Source organism: Saccharothrix sp. ALI-22-I, assembly GCF_001984175.1.
GTDB lineage: Bacteria > Actinomycetota > Actinomycetes > Mycobacteriales > Pseudonocardiaceae > Actinosynnema.
The window spans coordinates 127,130-141,539 of the sequence record NZ_MTQP01000058.1 but is presented as its reverse complement, the minus strand read 5'-3'; the positions used below and the strand labels follow the sequence as shown (position 1 = coordinate 141,539).

The window sequence follows — 14,410 nt, the reverse complement described above, 5'->3', positions numbered from 1 at the left end:
CGTGGACGCACACCTTTCCCCCAACGACCTGGCGGCGCTGATCAGCCGCTGCACCGGCGTCACCGTGACCGGTGAGCAGGTCACCGACTCGGACCGCACCTTCGACGACCTCGGCGTGGACTCCCTCGGCCTGATGGGGGTCCTGGCGGAGCTGCAACGCAACCACGGCATGTCCCGCGACGTCGACATGCAGCCGGACCAGTCGCCGCTGGAGCTGCTCAACCTCGTGTCCGGGAGGGCGTGAGATGACCGGGCACACCGACAACGAGATCGTCATCGCGGCGCCGATGGACCTGGTGTGGGAGCGCACCAACGACGTCGAGAGCTGGCCGGACCTGTTCAGCGAGTACGCGTCGGCGCAGGTGCTGGAACGCGACGGGAACCGCGTCGTCTTCAAGCTCACCATGCACCCGGACGCGGACGGCAACGTGTGGTCCTGGGTGTCCGAGCGCGTCGCCGACCCCACCACCAGGACGGTCACCGCGCGGCGGGTCACCACGGGCCCGTTCGAGCGGATGGACATCCGGTGGACCTATGAGCAGGTCGACGGGGGTGTGCGGATGCGCTGGGTGCAGGACTTCGCGATGAAGCCGGACGCACCCGTGGACGACGCCGCCATGACCCGGCGCATCAACGACAACAGCCGCGTCCAGATGTCACTGATCAAGCAGAAGGTCGAGGAGTTCGCGTGCACCGCACCCTGATCGTCGCCCGGATGGTCCCGGACGCCGCCGCGGAGATCGCGGCGGTGTTCGCGGACTCGGACCGCCACCCGGACCTGGTCACCGCGATCGGGGTGCGGTCGCGCAGCCTGTTCCAGTTCGGCGACCTGTACCTGCACCTGGTCGAGGGCGACCGGCCACTCGACGAGGCGGTGGCCGAACACCGCCACAACCCGCGGTTCAGCCGGATCAGCGAGGACCTGCGCCCGTTCGTGACCCCCTACGACCCTGAGGTGTGGCGTGAACCGAAGGACGCGATGGCACACGAGTTCTACCGGTGGGAACGTCATGGCTGAACACATTCCAACCGGTGGGCCGCACATCCCGGTGCTGATCGCCGGCGGTGGCGTGACCGGCCTGTCCGCCGCGGTGTTCCTCGCCTGGTACGGCGTGCCGACGCTGCTGGTGGAACGCCACCGCGAGCCGTTGTCCGACCCCAGGGCACGCGCGCTCAACCCGCGCACCATGGAGCTCTACCGCGCCGTGGACTTGGAGGACGCCATCCGGGAGGTGCGGTCGCCGATCGCCGACCACGGCGTGGTCGCGCACGCCGAGACCCTGGTCGGCCCGGAACTCGTGCGGCTGCCCAACCGCCTGGTCGCCGACACCGGCGCGCTCAGCCCGTGCGGGTGGGCGGCCATCGACCAGAACCAGCTCGAACCGCTGCTGCGCGACCGCGCCGTCTCGGCCGGGGTGGATGTGCGTTACGACACCGAGGTCGTGGCGGTGGACGACGGACCGGACGGCGTCGTCGCGCTGCTGCGCTCCCACCGCACCGGGCACGAACAACCGGTGCGCGCCGATTACCTCGTCGCGGCCGATGGAGCGCACAGCCCGGTCCGTCGCATGCTCGGCATCGGGCAGGACGGTTCGGGGACACTCGCGCGCAAGGTGAACGTCTACTTCGACGCCGACCTGCATGAACCGTTGCGGGAGCGGAAGATCGTCGCGTTGACCCTGCGCAACCCCGCCGTGCACGGCTTTCTCACGTCGATCGACGGCGTGAAGCGCTGGCGGTTCGCCATCTCCCTCGAACCCGGTGAGGACGCGGCGGCCTTCACCGAGACCCGATGCGTCCGACTGGTCCGGGCGGCCATCGGGATGGACGACCTGCCGATCGTCATCGACCGGGTGTCCGACACGCCGTGGGAGATCACCGGCCACGTCACCCACCGGATGTGCGCCGACCGCGTCCTGGTGGCGGGCGACGCCGCCCACGCGATGCCGCCTGTCGGCACGTTCGGCGTGGCGACGGGTGTGCAGGACGCGTTCAACCTGGCGTGGAAGATCGCCCTGCACCACCGGGGTCTGGCCGGGCCCGGACTGCCCGCCAGCTACGAGGCCGAACGCCTGCCCGTCGCCCAGCACACGACCCGGTTGACCGTGGAGCGGTACGGCTTGGTCAACGGCGGCCCCGGCGATGCCCGCGAAAGCGCCGTGCGCCAACGGATGACGATGTTCGGCTACACCTACCCCGCAGGCGCCTTCGTGCCCGAAGACGTCACGCCGCACCTGGTCGAGGACCCGGATCACCCGTCCGGCGCGCCGGGAACCCGTGCGCCTCACGTTCCGTTGGAGCACAACGGCATCCTCACGTCACCCGTCGACATGATGGGGCGGGGATTCGTGCTCCTGACCGGCTCCGCAGGCTGGGACCGGGCCACAGCCGAGGTCGCCGACCGGTCCGGCGTCCGCATCGACCACTGCCGGATCGGTCGGTCGTTGCGCGACACCACAGGCACGTTCGCCCGCCGCTACGGGATCACCGACGACGGCGCCGTGCTGATCCGGCCGGACGGTTTCATCGCCTGGCGCACCAGAACCGCCGACACCGACGCCCTCGCCGAGGCCGTCGACCGCGTGCTGTTCCGCTGATCACGACCTGCGAGACCCGCCGGCACGGGCACGCGGACGCACGCCGTCGACTGTGGTCAGGTCACCGGTGTGCCGTCGCTCGACACCACCACGACCGGGCAGGACGCATGCTTCAGGCAGTGCACGATCACGGATCCGACGACCGTCTCCCCACCCCGGCGGTACCCGTGGAGACCCAACACCAGGCTGTCGGCCTGTTCCGCCAGTTTCACCAGAGCCGGACCTGGTTCGCCGTCGAGCACGGACTGCTCCACACGTACACCCTCACGCGGACTGATCCGCGCGATGGCGTCGCGCATGACGCGCAGGCGGGTGCTGTGGAAGACATCCGCGCTGCCGTACGGAGTCCTCATACCGCACACCGACACCGCCACCACAGTCCCCCCGTCTCGCACTTGGCACATGGCCCACTCCAGTGCTGCGGCACTTGCCCGTGAGTTGTCCATACCGACGACGATCTGGTTGGCCTCCACTGCGCGTCTCCCTCCGCACGCTGTCCCGGAGCGGCTATGCGCCGGGTCCGGCCTTTCCTGGCATGTGAAGATCGTCGAACAGCCACCCATTCCTGTCGAGAGGCCATCGGCAGCTTTTACGCCTTTTTTACGCCATTTCCACGGGTCAAGGCAAAGGCCGATTTACTCGACCTTTAATACACCCTGACTTCAATTGAAATTGTGGGACAATTCGGTCCAAGCGGATGGCCGGACGGATGCGGAAGATCACCTCGACTGATCGCCGACCGGCGCAGCTGAATCGTCCGTGATCCAACGGGCGAGGGGCAACCGGTGGCGTTCACCGTGCCCGCCTGACCGCGACCCGGGAGGCCTGGAAGCGCGGTCAGGCGGCGAACGGGTTCAGGCGTACTCGGGAAGCGCGCGGGCCACGTCATGCGGTGACGGCATGGCGGCCACCTCCTCGGCCATCGCCCTGGCCGCGCCGAGCACGGCCTCGTCGGTCAGCAGGCGGCGCGCCTTGGTCGCGATCACCTCGGCGGTGATCTCCGCGGCGAGCACTTGGTCGCCGAGCCCGGCCGCGGTCACCACCTCGGCGTTGCTGAACTGGTCGGCACCCTGCGGTAGGACCAGGTGCGGCACGCCCGTGGCGAACGCGCCCATCATGGCGCCGGCGCCGCCGTGGTGCACCACGAGGTCCACGTGCGGCAGGAGGTCGGCCTGCGGCAACCACGGCCGCACGACCACGTTGTCCGGCACGTCGCCCAGCGCGCCCACCGCGACGCTCGGACCGCTGGACACGAGTACCTTCGCATCCAGCGTGGCCAACCCCGCGATGGCGGTGCGCAGCACACCCGCGTCACCGAACGCCGTGCCCAACGTGAGGTATACCAACGGCTCTCGGTGTTCGCGCACCCACGACGGCAGCTCACCGGGCTCGGAGAACGGCACCGGCCGCAGCGGGATGATGTCGGTCGGCGAGACCGGGAACTCCGGGTCCTGCACCGACGGCGGGCAGATGTCGAGGTAGGGGTTGCCGAGCGGCATGAGGTCGCCGTCGGGCAGGTCGACGCCGAGATCCGCGGCGACCTCGGCCAGGTTTCCGCGCAAGGCCTCGGGAGGTCCTGTGGGCCGCCACATCCGGCCGAACGAGTGGCATACCGCAGGCACGCCCGCGACCTTCGCGGCCAGCCCCGCGCCGGGGTTGGCAAGCTCGTGCACGACCAGGTCGGGCTTGCGGTCGACGATGATGGGCGCCAGGTCCGCGGCGTAGCTGCGCGGCAGGATCGAGCCGAACACCTTCGAGACCCGCTCAGGCCGGAAATCGGGCGCCTTCCGGGCCGCGGGCCCCGCGTTGGCCAGTTCGAACGCCGCGAGCATGTCCATGCCGCCGGCGACGTGGTCGATGCCGTACGTGGTCACGGCGCGCGCGAACGGGGCCGTGGTCACGAACGTGACGTCGTGGCCCACCTCGCGGGCGGCGATCACGAGCGGCAGGAGGGGGTAGGTGTGTCCGTATGAGCCCAGGCTTGAGAAGAGGATTCGCACCGGGAAGAACGTAGCGAGTTCTTTTTCCACGGAAGGTGAATTTCGCTCGGTTCCTGCGGGCGGGACTGACGTCACTTCGGGTTGGCGGGCGAGACGGGTGCGGTACGGGATGTCCAAGCGCACCAACTGTCCGAGCCGCCGCGGACGATCACGGGATCACCGTGTGCCTGGCCAGTGCCAGCGTGAGTTCGAGGACCCGCTCTGGCGAGGTGAGATCGCCGAACAGGTCCCGCAGTTGACCCATCCGGTACCGCACGGTCTGCGGGTGCACGAACAGCGACGCCGCCACCTCATCCCGCCGCCCGTGGTGCAGCAGCCACGCCCGCAGCGTCTCCTCCAGCCGCCGCGCGGTCGCCGGCCGCTGATCGCGCAACGGCGCCAGCACTCGTGCACGGAGATCGGCGTAAGCCTCCGCGTCGGCGTTGAGCACCAGGTCGACCAAGCACTGCTCGGTGTCGAGGGTGCCCGCGGACAACGCACGGGCCCGCATGGCCCGGGCGAACGACGACGCCACCCGCGTCCACGGCCGGGCCGGGCCGACTACGGCGGAACGGTCCGCCAGCAGTCGCAGCACGTGCCCGCGGTCCGCGTCCGGCACCAGGAGCACGGCCGTCGAGTCCTGCAGATCCTCCAGCAGCAACGTGCGGGGGTCGAGCAGCCGATGCGCCGAGCGGGCTTGTGCGGACGGCAGCAACACGGCCGTCAGAGAACCGGGAGGCGTCCAGCCCGCCCGTTCGGCACCCACGAGCAACACGTCCTCGCCCGCGCCCGCGATCAGGTCACGGCAGAGCCGCTCCAGGTAGCGCTCCCGCGCCCGGCCTCGGATGGCCAGTTCGTCGGCGTGCCCGGCGGCGCTGGCCGCGGACAGCTCGTCGATGTAGGCGAAGAGCAGCTCGGCGAACTTGGCGAGCCCTTCGGCGGGCAGACCGGACGACACGGCTCCGGCGGCGAGACCTCGCCACGCCACTCGCGCACCGACCCGGTAGGCGCTGAGCAAGGCATCCATCGGGCGGCTGTCGCGCACTTCGCCGCGGCCCAGCTCGTAGGCGGCCTCGGTGGCGACCTCCTGGGTGTCCGCGCCGTCCGCCACGTCCAGGAAGTGGCCCAGCGCGGTGCGCACGGCGCGGCGGATCGTGCCGCCCATCCGGCCCGACAGCGCGCCCTCGTAACTGGGCACCTCGTCGATCACCGCCTGGACCACCTCGTTGGCCGTGACCGGCAGCAACGCCCGCAGCGTCATGATCGTGGCGTGGTCGAGGCCGAGCTCGGCGGCACCTTCGACAGCACGGCTCATTTGTTCTCCCAGTACAAATTCGAGAGCAGATTTCACGTCGTACGGTCAGGACTTTACGTGTGAAGCCACATCATGCTGGACACATGACAAGCGTCGCCCTCCGCACCAGGGCGTTGAGGCTGCTGGAGATGGTCACGACGCCGCTGCTGCCGTCGGACTACCTGGACCTGGTCGACCCGCTACGCGCGGGTGCCGCCCTGCGTGGACGCATCGAGGCGATCCACCCCGAAACCAGCGACGCGGCCACCGTCGTGATCAAGCCCGGCCGCGGCTGGAAGGGCCACGTCGCCGGGCAGTACGTCCGGGTCGGAGTGGACGTCGACGGCGTGCGGCTGTGGCGGGCCTACTCCGTCACCTCGCCCACGAACCGGGCCGACGGCCGCATCACGATCACCGTGAAGGCGATGCCGGACGGCAAGGTCAGCAACCACCTGGTCCGCCGGGCCAAGCCGGGCACGGTCATCCAGCTCCACCAGGCCGACGGCGACTTCGTGCTGCCCGCGATCAGGCCCGCGAAGGTGCTCTACCTGACGGCCGGCAGCGGCATCACGCCCGCGATGGGCATGGTGCGCGAAGCCGAGCTCGCCGACGTGGTCATGCTGCACTCCGCGCCGACCGAAGCCGACGTCATCTTCCGCAACGACCTGCACGACCTGGCCGCCGACAAGGCGCTCCGGTTGATCGAGTTGCACACCGACACCGACGGCATGCTCGACATCGCCCGCCTCGACGAGCACGTGCCCGACTGGGCCGAGCGCGAGACCTGGGCGTGCGGCCCTGCGGGCATGCTCGACGCCGCCGAGGAGCACTGGGCGCGGCACGGCATCGCCGACCGCCTGCACACCGAGCGATTCCGCCCCAACGTGCTGGTGACAGGCGAGGGCGGTGCGGTCACGTTCACCGCCACCGACAGGACCGTCGAGGCCGACGGGTCCACGCCGCTGCTCGACGTCGGCGAACAGGCGGGCGTGCTGATGCCGTCCGGCTGCCGCATGGGCATCTGCTTCGGCTGCGTCACGCCACTGCGCGCGGGCGCCGTCCGTGACCTGCGCACGGGCGAGGTCATCACGGCCGAGCCCGGCGTCCTCATCCAGACCTGCGTGTCCGCCGCGGCGGGCGCCTGCGAGATCGAACGCTAGGAAGCGAGCAGCATGACCGCCATCGACCCCACCGCCCACCTGTCCGACCAGCAGATCGAGCAGCTCGGCCGCGAGCTGGACGCGTTGCGCGACGAGGTGATCTCCAGTCGCGGCGAACGCGACGCGGCCTACATCCGCAAGGTCATCTCAGTGCAGCGCAAGCTCGAAATGACCAGCCGGGGTGTGTTGCTGTTCTCCCTCTTCCCGCCTGCCTGGCTGATCGGCACCGCGGGCCTGTCCGTGGCCAAGATCCTGGAGAACATGGAGATCGGCCACAACGTCCTGCACGGACAGTGGGACTGGATGCGTGACCCGAAGATCCACTCCACGTCCTGGGAGTGGGATCACGTCTCGCCCGCCGCGCAGTGGAAGCACTCCCACAACGAGCTGCACCACACTTACACCAACGTGATCGGCAAGGACAACGACCTCGGTTACGGCATCATGCGCGTCGACGAGGACCAGAAGTGGCAGCCGTTCCACCTGGGCCAGCCACTGTGGAACTTCGTCAACGCCTGCTTCTTCGAATACGGCATCGCCGCGTACGACCTGGAACTCGGCAGGAACCTGCACAAGCGCCGGCGCAACAGCCCCGAGTTCCGGGCGCGGGTCCGCGAGGTCGGCAAGAAGATCCGCAAGCAGGTTCTGAAGGACTACGTCATCCACCCGCTGTTGTCCGGCCCGTCGTTCCTCACGACGCTCGCCGCGACGTTCACCGCGAACCTGGTCCGCAACCTGTGGAGCCACTCGGTGATCATGTGCGGCCACTTCCCCGAGGGCGTGCAGACCTTCGAACGCCGCTCGATCGTCGGCGAGACGCGCGGCCAGTGGTACCTGCGGCAGATGCTCGGCTCGGCCAACATCAGCGGCGGCAAGCTGCTGCACATCATGACCGGCAACCTGTCGCACCAGATCGAGCACCACCTGTTCCCGGACCTGCCGAGCAACCGCTACGGCGAGATCGCGCCGAAGGTGCAGGAGCTGTTCGAGCGCTACGGCCTGGAGTACGTCACGGGATCGCTGCCGAAGCAGCTCTTCTCGGCGTGGCGCAAGGTCTTCCGGCTGTCGCTGCCGAACAGGGGCGTCAAGACGCCTGACCTTGCGAAGGAACGCATCGCGGCGTGACCAAATGTCCTACCCTCTCCCGACCGAGAAGCCAACGGATGGCAAATTTCGGCAAGCACGAGGTCGCGACTCGCCGGCGGCGGTAGGTTTGACCACGTCCGTTGATCCCCCACCCGAAGGATCTTCATGGCGCTGTTGTCGGTCCTCACGGCTGCCCAGTCAGACCGGGCCGATCTGCTGGTCGAGGCGGGTGAGAGCCTGGCCGCCCAGGAGCTTCCCGACGGTTGGGAGTTCGACTGGGTGGTGCAGGAGGACGGGCCGGAGCCGGGGCTCGCGGAGGTGGTCGGGAGGTTCCCCTTCGGCCGGTACGCGGCCAACGGCGAACAGCTCGGCATCGCCGCCACCCGCAACCTCGGGCTGGCCAGGGCGGGCGGTGAGCTGGTGCACGTGTTGGACTGCGACGACCGGCTTCTGCCACACGCGTTGGCCACCGCGATCTCCGCGTTCGCCGAGCATCCCGACATCCACTGGGTGGCCGGCCAAGCGGACGACCTGTTTCCCGGAGACATGCGGCTGCCGTACCCGGCGTTGCTACCGGCGGGAGTCGTCGAGCGGGGTGTGGTGGGCACGTTCGTCCTCGACCACGGTCACACGCCGGTGCCGTGCGGCGGGATCACGGCGCGTTCGGTCACGGTCCGCGCACTGGGCGGGTGGGCCGCCGTGCCCCGCGCCGAGGACTTGGCGCTGGTGGTGGCGCTCGCCGAGCTGACACCCGGCTTCCTCACGCCGGACGTGACATTCCTGTACCGCAGGCACCTCGGCCAGTCCACCCGCCAGGCGTCGTGGGTGGCACTGCACGGCGAGTCGCAGACCGTTGTGCGGCAACGTCTTCAGGCAGTGCGCGCACTGGGGCTGAGGGCAGGCGCGTGACGCGTTCGACTCCGTGATCCGGTCGAGCGGCCACACGACGTCGACCAGGTACGTCCGGAGTAGAACCTGGTCAGCAGGCGACTCCGTGTCGTCGACAGCGGCCGGTTGGTCGTCGGGCGGTCGCGCAGTGCGGTGGTGCGCGCCCGCACCTGGATGCCCCGCTCACGGCCAGCCCAACGGGCACACTTGCGCGTCGTCCACGCCAACGGCTACGATGCGTGACATCTCGTTCTCGTTGACGTAGGCGGCTCAGCCCCTACCACGAGATTTTCTCACGAAATCCCCGAACCGGCCGGATGTGGCTCACGCAGCCTTCCCCGACGTGTCAACGGGTTCCCACCGCGGCGTGGCCGCGTCGTCACCATTCCCGAGATCAGGGAGAAAACCCTTGAACCACAACGATTATTCCGAAACCTGGCTCGCCTCCGGCATCCTCGACATCATGGACCGGGGCGCCGTACTCCGCACCGACGGCTACCTGCCGGAACCGGGCGACATCGCCGTTGCGGCGCAACTGGTGCGCGAACACGGGCTGCGGCGCGGCGACGAAATCCACGGGCGAGTCGCACCCGCGGCCCGCAGCGGCGAAGTCGCGCCGTTGGTCGCGGTCGAGGCCGTCAACGGCGCGCACCCGCGCCACTCCCCTGCCCGGCCGTCCTTTGCCGACCTCGTGCCCACCCACCCGGACGACAGGCTGCGGCTGGAGACCGAGCCGCACGAGTTGACCACGCGGGTGGTCGACCTGCTGATGCCCATCGGCAAGGGACAGCGTGCGTTGATCGTCGCGCCGCCCAAGGCCGGCAAGACCACCGTCCTGCGCGCGATCGCGCACGGCCTCGCCAAGAACCACCCGGAGTGCCATCTGATGCTGGTCCTGGTCGGCGAACGCCCGGAGGAGGTCACCGACCTGGCACGAGGGGTGCCGGCCGAGGTCGTCGCCGCCACGTTCGACCACCCGCCGCGCGACCACACCGCGCTCGCCGAACTGGCCGTCGAGCGGGCCAAACGCCTGGTGGAGCTGGGCCGGGACGTCGTGGTGCTGCTGGATTCCGCGACCCGGCTGGGCCGCGCCTACAACCTCGCCGCACCGGCGTCCGGACGGACACTGTCCGGCGGTGTGGACGCCGGGTCCCTCACCGCGCCCAAGCGGTTCCTTGGTGCGGCCCGCAACGTCGAAGGCGGCGGTTCACTGACCATCATCGCCACCGCGTTGGTGGAGACCGGCTCCGCGGGCGACGCGCTGCTCTTCGAGGAGTACAAGGGAACCGGCAACGCCGAGCTGCGGTTGGACCGCAGGACCGCCGCACGACGCGTGTTCCCCGCCGTGGACGTGCACCAGTCCGGCACCCGCCGGGACGACCTCCTGCTGACGCGAGGCGAGACCGCGGCCATCCGCCTGCTGCGCCGCGCCCTCGTCGGCAAAGAGGATGCGATCGACGTGCTGCTCGACGGTCTGCGCAAGACCGGCGACAACGCCGAGTTCCTCACCCGCCTCACGACCAGCGTTCCGCGATAGCTCCTTGTCAATCAAGAAATGGCGTTGTCGTCTCGGTCGATGTGGCTTCGGTCGATGTAGACGCTGGAGACCCGGTCGACGACGCGGTGCAGGTCGTGCGGGTGGGCCGCGGCCGTTGAACTGCGGTGAAGCGGCGGGGGCCTGCCGGCTAACCACGCGCCTCGTCGTGCGCAGGGCTTCCCGGGACAGCCGGGCTCCCGAACCGCAACGCCAACTCGGCGTTGACCTCCACGTGACGGAGCAGGAACGCCCGCTCGTCCAGCCGCTTCCGCCGCAGCCAGCCGGTGACCTCGGCGTTGCACTTGCTCGCATTGCACGATCCGCACGCGGGCACGATGTTGTCGAGCGTGTACCGCCCTCCGCGCGACAACGCCTGCACACAGTCCTTCTGGAGAGGTACGCCGGTGGACCCGCAGTAGGCGCAGCCACCCCAGGCCACCTTGAGCGCGGCCCACTCCGCCACGGAGAGGTCGTTCTCGACACGCTCCATCCGGCGCTTCCGCTTGCGCGCGGCACGTGCCCTCCTGCTGCCACCGACAGCCATGCCCGGACCCTACCGCCCGTCACACCTTCAAGCGGACAGACCCGCCGTTCCGTCTCATCACAACCGCCGACGTCCCGCCCGCGTGCAGCAGCAGGACCGTCTGACCCGTGCCGGTCACCGTGGCTCGCAGCGTGACGTCGCCGGAGCCAGGGCAACCTCGGTCATCGCGAGGGACCATCCTGTCCGGGCTCGAAGAGGGTGCCTCCGGTGAGCGTTTCCGCGTACTGGAACACATAGCCGGCGCCCACCTCGACGGGCAGCAGTTCAGCGAAGTCGGCGTCCAGTGCGTCGAACATCCGCAGTTCCGCCTCCCCCGTCCAGATTTCGGAGAATTCCACGTCGGTGACGTTCGTGGTGACCAACCGCCCGTCCGGGACATCGGTGTCCAGCCACGGCGGCATGGCCCTGGTGTGCACCAACGGCACGTCGTGCAGCACGGGGCGTTCGGTCGTGATCTCGCGCGGGTACACGGTCGCTTCGGCGACCCGGCGACCGCCGACGGAAAGCGTCCCGTCGAAGCGACCGGTGCCGTCCGGTCGAGGCCCGGCCCGTCCGACCAGCTTCGGCCTGGTCTGGTCGATCTCGCCGAACTGCTTGGGCATGCCCTGCACCCAGCCGCGAACCAGCGGAACCGCCTTGTCGACCCAGCTGTAGGGGCAACGCGCGTACTGACGTCCCTCGTTCTGACAGCTCAGCAGGATCAGGAACTCGCCGAACTGGCAGTGTCGCGGGTTGGCCAGTTCCGCCCCGTCCGCGGAGCACCAGTTCCAGTGCGCGAACACCGCCGCCGCCGCGCCTGCGTCCTCGCCCAGGCGCAACCCTGCCGGCAGGAACCGGGCGGCGACCTCCGGCGGGATTCGGTAGTCCACCATGATCACCTCGCCGGAGAAGTGCCACGGTGGCGGTGTCAGGGTGGACGACCGGCCGTTCGGCGAGAACGGCATGCTGTAGCCACGGAGGCCGGCCGATGGCGGGACCGTGTGGTTCATCGTGGATGTGCTCCATTCCTGGATGAGTTGCTCCGCAGCAGTGGGCGCCACGCCGTGGCGAGGCGGTGTCCGGCTTCGGTGAGCCCCGCCGGGGAGTTGAAGCTGTAGGCCAGCCGGATCGCCGGGCCGCTGCTCCCGAAGCGGGAACCCGCGGCGACCCGCACCCCGGCCTGCGCGGCCGCGCTCACCAGGGTCTCGTCGTCCACGCCGCTGTCGAAGCGCAACCACAGGAAGAATCCGCCTGCCGGGACAGCGAACCCGACCCCTGCGGGCAGTTCCTCGCGCAGTACAGCCGCCAACGCGTCCCGGCGCCGCCGCAGCTCTCCGCGCAGCCAACGCAGATGCCGGTCGTAGGAGTGGGGCAGCATCGTGCCCACCGCGAGTGAAGTGGTGTGGTTGAGACACCCGCCGCTGGCGAACACCGCACGGGAGACCAGCCGCTCGGCCAGTTCCGCGTTGGTGATCAGCCAGCCCAGCCGCAGGCCCGGCCCCAACGTCTTCGAGAAGGAGCCCAGCCGGATCACGCCTTGGTAGTCCGCCAGCGCGGCGAGTGAGGTCGGCGGCTTCTCCTCGTCCAGGTTCAGTTCGCGGTAGGCGTCGTCCTCCACGATGAGAACACCTTCGCGGCCGGCCACCTCGACGAGCTCGCGCCGCCGCGGTCCCGGCAGCACAACGCCGGTCGGGTTGTGGAAGGTCGGATTGAGGTACACGAACCCGACCTGCCTTCCCTCGGCACGCACGGCGCGGATCGTGGCCGCCAGCGCGACCGGATCCATGCCGGCCGGATCCGATGCCACCTGCCGCGTAGACAGGCCGCTCTCGGCGAACAACCGCCTGCCGATGTCGTAGCTGGTCTCGTCCACCAGCACGACCGAGCCGGCGCCGGCCAACGCGGTGCAGATCAGGTAGAGCGCCTGGGTCGTGCCCGCGGTGAGCACCACCTGATCTGCCTCGCACGGCACGCCATCGTCAACCGCGGCACGCGCCGCCAGCGACGCGCGTACCACCCTGGCTCCGTTGTCCGCGCCGTAGCCGAGGGCCGCGGCGCCGTACTCGGCCAGTGCGCTCCAGTACGCCTCCCGCAGCAGGTCAACCGGTAGCAACTCCTGCTGCAGGTAGCCGGGACCGAGATTCCACGGCTCCGGGGAATCTCCGCCCTGCACCACGTCGCCGTTCCACAGCTGCGAATGGGCCAGTGGACCGGCGGCCGACGAGCAACCGTCAACCATCGGCCAGGATCGAGCGCAGCGTCTTGGCACAGGACTCCAGCAGATTCGTCTGCCGAGCCAGTGCGAAACGAATCGTGCGGTCGCCTTCGGCCGGGTTGAACCAGTGGAATCGGTGGCACGGCAGGACGTGCACGTTCTCCTCGCGCAACGCCGCCCAGATGTCCATCGAGGACCGACCGTCGACCTGCACGCGTTCCACGCTGGAGGTGCTGTGCAGGTCCGGGAAGCTCAACCCGGGCAGGCCGGCCAGTTGCCCGCGCACCACGGAACGGTTGGTCTGGATGAATTCGTGCAGCTCGGCGAAGCCGCCGTTCGCCGCATCCCGGGCGAAGTGCTCGACGAGCGTCAGGATGAGCGGCGAGACGCCGAGCAGGATGTCGGAGTAGATCCGGTCCACTGGCAGGTTCAGGTTCGCCGAGGTAACCAGCCAGCCGACCTTCAGATCGAGGGTGGGCCACAGCTTGCCGGTGTCCTCGACCACGGCCCACCGGCAACCGACCTGCTCCAGCACCGCGTAGTGGTCGTACTGGGCGCGCGGGTCGAACCCGCGGAACGAGGTGTCCAGGCACAGCACCACGTCGTGCTCGCGGCACTGCTCCGCCAGCCGTCGCAGGCGTTCCTCGTCGACCACCCGGCCGGTCGGGTTGTTCGGGGTGGTCACGAACACCGCGCCCACCGAGTCCAACAGCGAGTCCGGCAGGTCGGCGTCGTGCAACAGGTCCTCTTCGATCGGCCGGAGCGTGATGCCGACGCCGCGCAGGATGTCCGGGATGTTGTCGAACGTCGGGTGCAGCAACGCCATCTGGTCGATCTCGGTCACCACTGCCCTGGACAGGATCTCCATGGCCACCGATGACGAGTAGCAGGCCAGCACTCGGCCGTCCGCGCCCGGGTACTCGTGCTGGCCGAGTGCGTGGAAGAACGCACCGTGGGCACGGGATTCGAGCTGTTCGACGGGAGTTTCCGCAGACATGCGGAACAGTTCGGGAAGCGAGTCGATGATCACCGCCTGGCTTGTCGTCAACGCTTGCCTGGCATGCCCGTCGGCCAGGTTCATCTCGCTGTTCAACGCGAGATACTCAAGCTGGGTGAGATTCGCGTCTACGT

Annotated in this window: 15 protein-coding genes; 8 read left to right on the top strand and 7 right to left on the bottom strand. The window is 69.4% G+C overall.

The genetic code is table 11. The features are described from left to right. Position 1 precedes the first annotated feature (1 nt). Genes ALI22I_RS17785 through ALI22I_RS17770 form a run of 4 tightly spaced genes read left to right on the top strand, consistent with a single transcriptional unit; the run spans position 2 to position 2,597 of the window. Positions 2–244 carry an acyl carrier protein gene (locus ALI22I_RS17785; protein WP_077006626.1) on the top strand — a complete coding sequence of 81 codons (243 nt, stop codon included), beginning with the start codon at positions 2–4 and terminating at the stop codon, positions 242–244. A 1-nt stretch (position 245) separates the two neighbouring features. Then, positions 246–704 carry an SRPBCC family protein gene (locus ALI22I_RS17780; RefSeq protein WP_077006625.1) on the top strand — a complete coding sequence of 153 codons (459 nt, stop codon included), beginning with the start codon at positions 246–248 and terminating at the stop codon, positions 702–704. Further along, positions 689–1,018 carry a TcmI family type II polyketide cyclase gene (locus ALI22I_RS17775; RefSeq protein WP_077006624.1) on the top strand — a complete coding sequence of 110 codons (330 nt, stop codon included), beginning with the start codon at positions 689–691 and terminating at the stop codon, positions 1,016–1,018. Before ALI22I_RS17780 ends, ALI22I_RS17775 begins: the two co-directional genes overlap by 16 nt. Continuing rightward, a complete protein-coding gene (locus ALI22I_RS17770; protein ID WP_077006623.1) occupies positions 1,011–2,597 on the top strand; it encodes an FAD-dependent monooxygenase in 1,587 nt (528 codons plus the stop codon). The genes ALI22I_RS17775 and ALI22I_RS17770 overlap by 8 nt, the downstream gene beginning before the upstream one ends. Positions 2,598–2,653: 56 nt before the next feature. On the opposite strand, the gene ALI22I_RS17765 is transcribed toward ALI22I_RS17770, so the two are convergent. From ALI22I_RS17765 to ALI22I_RS17755, 3 genes are all read right to left on the bottom strand, one after another. After that, a complete protein-coding gene (locus ALI22I_RS17765; protein WP_083751802.1) occupies positions 2,654–3,160 on the bottom strand; it encodes a universal stress protein in 507 nt (168 codons plus the stop codon). Between the two features lie 291 nt (positions 3,161–3,451). After that, positions 3,452–4,597: a glycosyltransferase gene (locus tag ALI22I_RS17760; protein ID WP_077006622.1), complete on the bottom strand. Its 1,146-nt coding sequence runs from the start codon at positions 4,595–4,597 to the stop codon at positions 3,452–3,454. 148 nt (positions 4,598–4,745) lie between these two features. Beyond that, positions 4,746–5,891, bottom strand: a complete 1,146-nt coding sequence (locus ALI22I_RS17755; RefSeq protein ID WP_077006621.1) for a PucR family transcriptional regulator — start codon at positions 5,889–5,891, stop codon at positions 4,746–4,748. Positions 5,892–5,974: 83 nt separating this feature from the next. Here ALI22I_RS17755 and ALI22I_RS17750 point away from each other — a divergent pair, with 83 nt between their 5' ends. From ALI22I_RS17750 to ALI22I_RS17735, 4 genes are all read left to right on the top strand, one after another. After that, positions 5,975–7,030, top strand: coding sequence for a ferredoxin reductase (locus ALI22I_RS17750; RefSeq protein WP_077006620.1), 1,056 nt, complete (start codon positions 5,975–5,977; stop codon positions 7,028–7,030). Positions 7,031–7,042: 12 nt separating this feature from the next. Continuing rightward, on the top strand, positions 7,043–8,155 hold the full coding sequence (locus ALI22I_RS17745; RefSeq protein ID WP_077006619.1) for a fatty acid desaturase family protein: 1,113 nt from the start codon (positions 7,043–7,045) through the stop codon (positions 8,153–8,155). A 126-nt stretch (positions 8,156–8,281) separates the two neighbouring features. Further along, positions 8,282–9,025 carry a glycosyltransferase family A protein gene (locus ALI22I_RS17740; protein WP_077006618.1) on the top strand — a complete coding sequence of 248 codons (744 nt, stop codon included), beginning with the start codon at positions 8,282–8,284 and terminating at the stop codon, positions 9,023–9,025. Between the two features lie 388 nt (positions 9,026–9,413). Next, positions 9,414–10,541 carry a transcription termination factor Rho, short form gene (locus tag ALI22I_RS17735; protein WP_077006617.1) on the top strand — a complete coding sequence of 376 codons (1,128 nt, stop codon included), beginning with the start codon at positions 9,414–9,416 and terminating at the stop codon, positions 10,539–10,541. 148 nt (positions 10,542–10,689) lie between these two features. On the opposite strand, the gene ALI22I_RS17730 is transcribed toward ALI22I_RS17735, so the two are convergent. From ALI22I_RS17730 to mppP, 4 genes are all read right to left on the bottom strand, one after another. Continuing rightward, positions 10,690–11,085 carry an HNH endonuclease gene (locus ALI22I_RS17730; protein WP_143532268.1) on the bottom strand — a complete coding sequence of 132 codons (396 nt, stop codon included), beginning with the start codon at positions 11,083–11,085 and terminating at the stop codon, positions 10,690–10,692. A 161-nt stretch (positions 11,086–11,246) separates the two neighbouring features. Further along, complete coding sequence (gene mppR / locus ALI22I_RS17725) at positions 11,247–12,074, bottom strand: enduracididine biosynthesis enzyme MppR (protein ID WP_077006615.1); 828 nt, start codon at positions 12,072–12,074, stop codon at positions 11,247–11,249. Beyond that, positions 12,071–13,303, bottom strand: a complete 1,233-nt coding sequence (locus ALI22I_RS17720) for an aminotransferase class I/II-fold pyridoxal phosphate-dependent enzyme (protein ID WP_077006614.1) — start codon at positions 13,301–13,303, stop codon at positions 12,071–12,073. The genes mppR and ALI22I_RS17720 overlap by 4 nt, the downstream gene beginning before the upstream one ends. Next, positions 13,296–14,372 carry an enduracididine biosynthesis enzyme MppP gene (gene mppP / locus ALI22I_RS17715; protein WP_202971004.1) on the bottom strand — a complete coding sequence of 359 codons (1,077 nt, stop codon included), beginning with the start codon at positions 14,370–14,372 and terminating at the stop codon, positions 13,296–13,298. Before mppP ends, ALI22I_RS17720 begins: the two co-directional genes overlap by 8 nt. Positions 14,373–14,410: the final 38 nt, after the last annotated feature.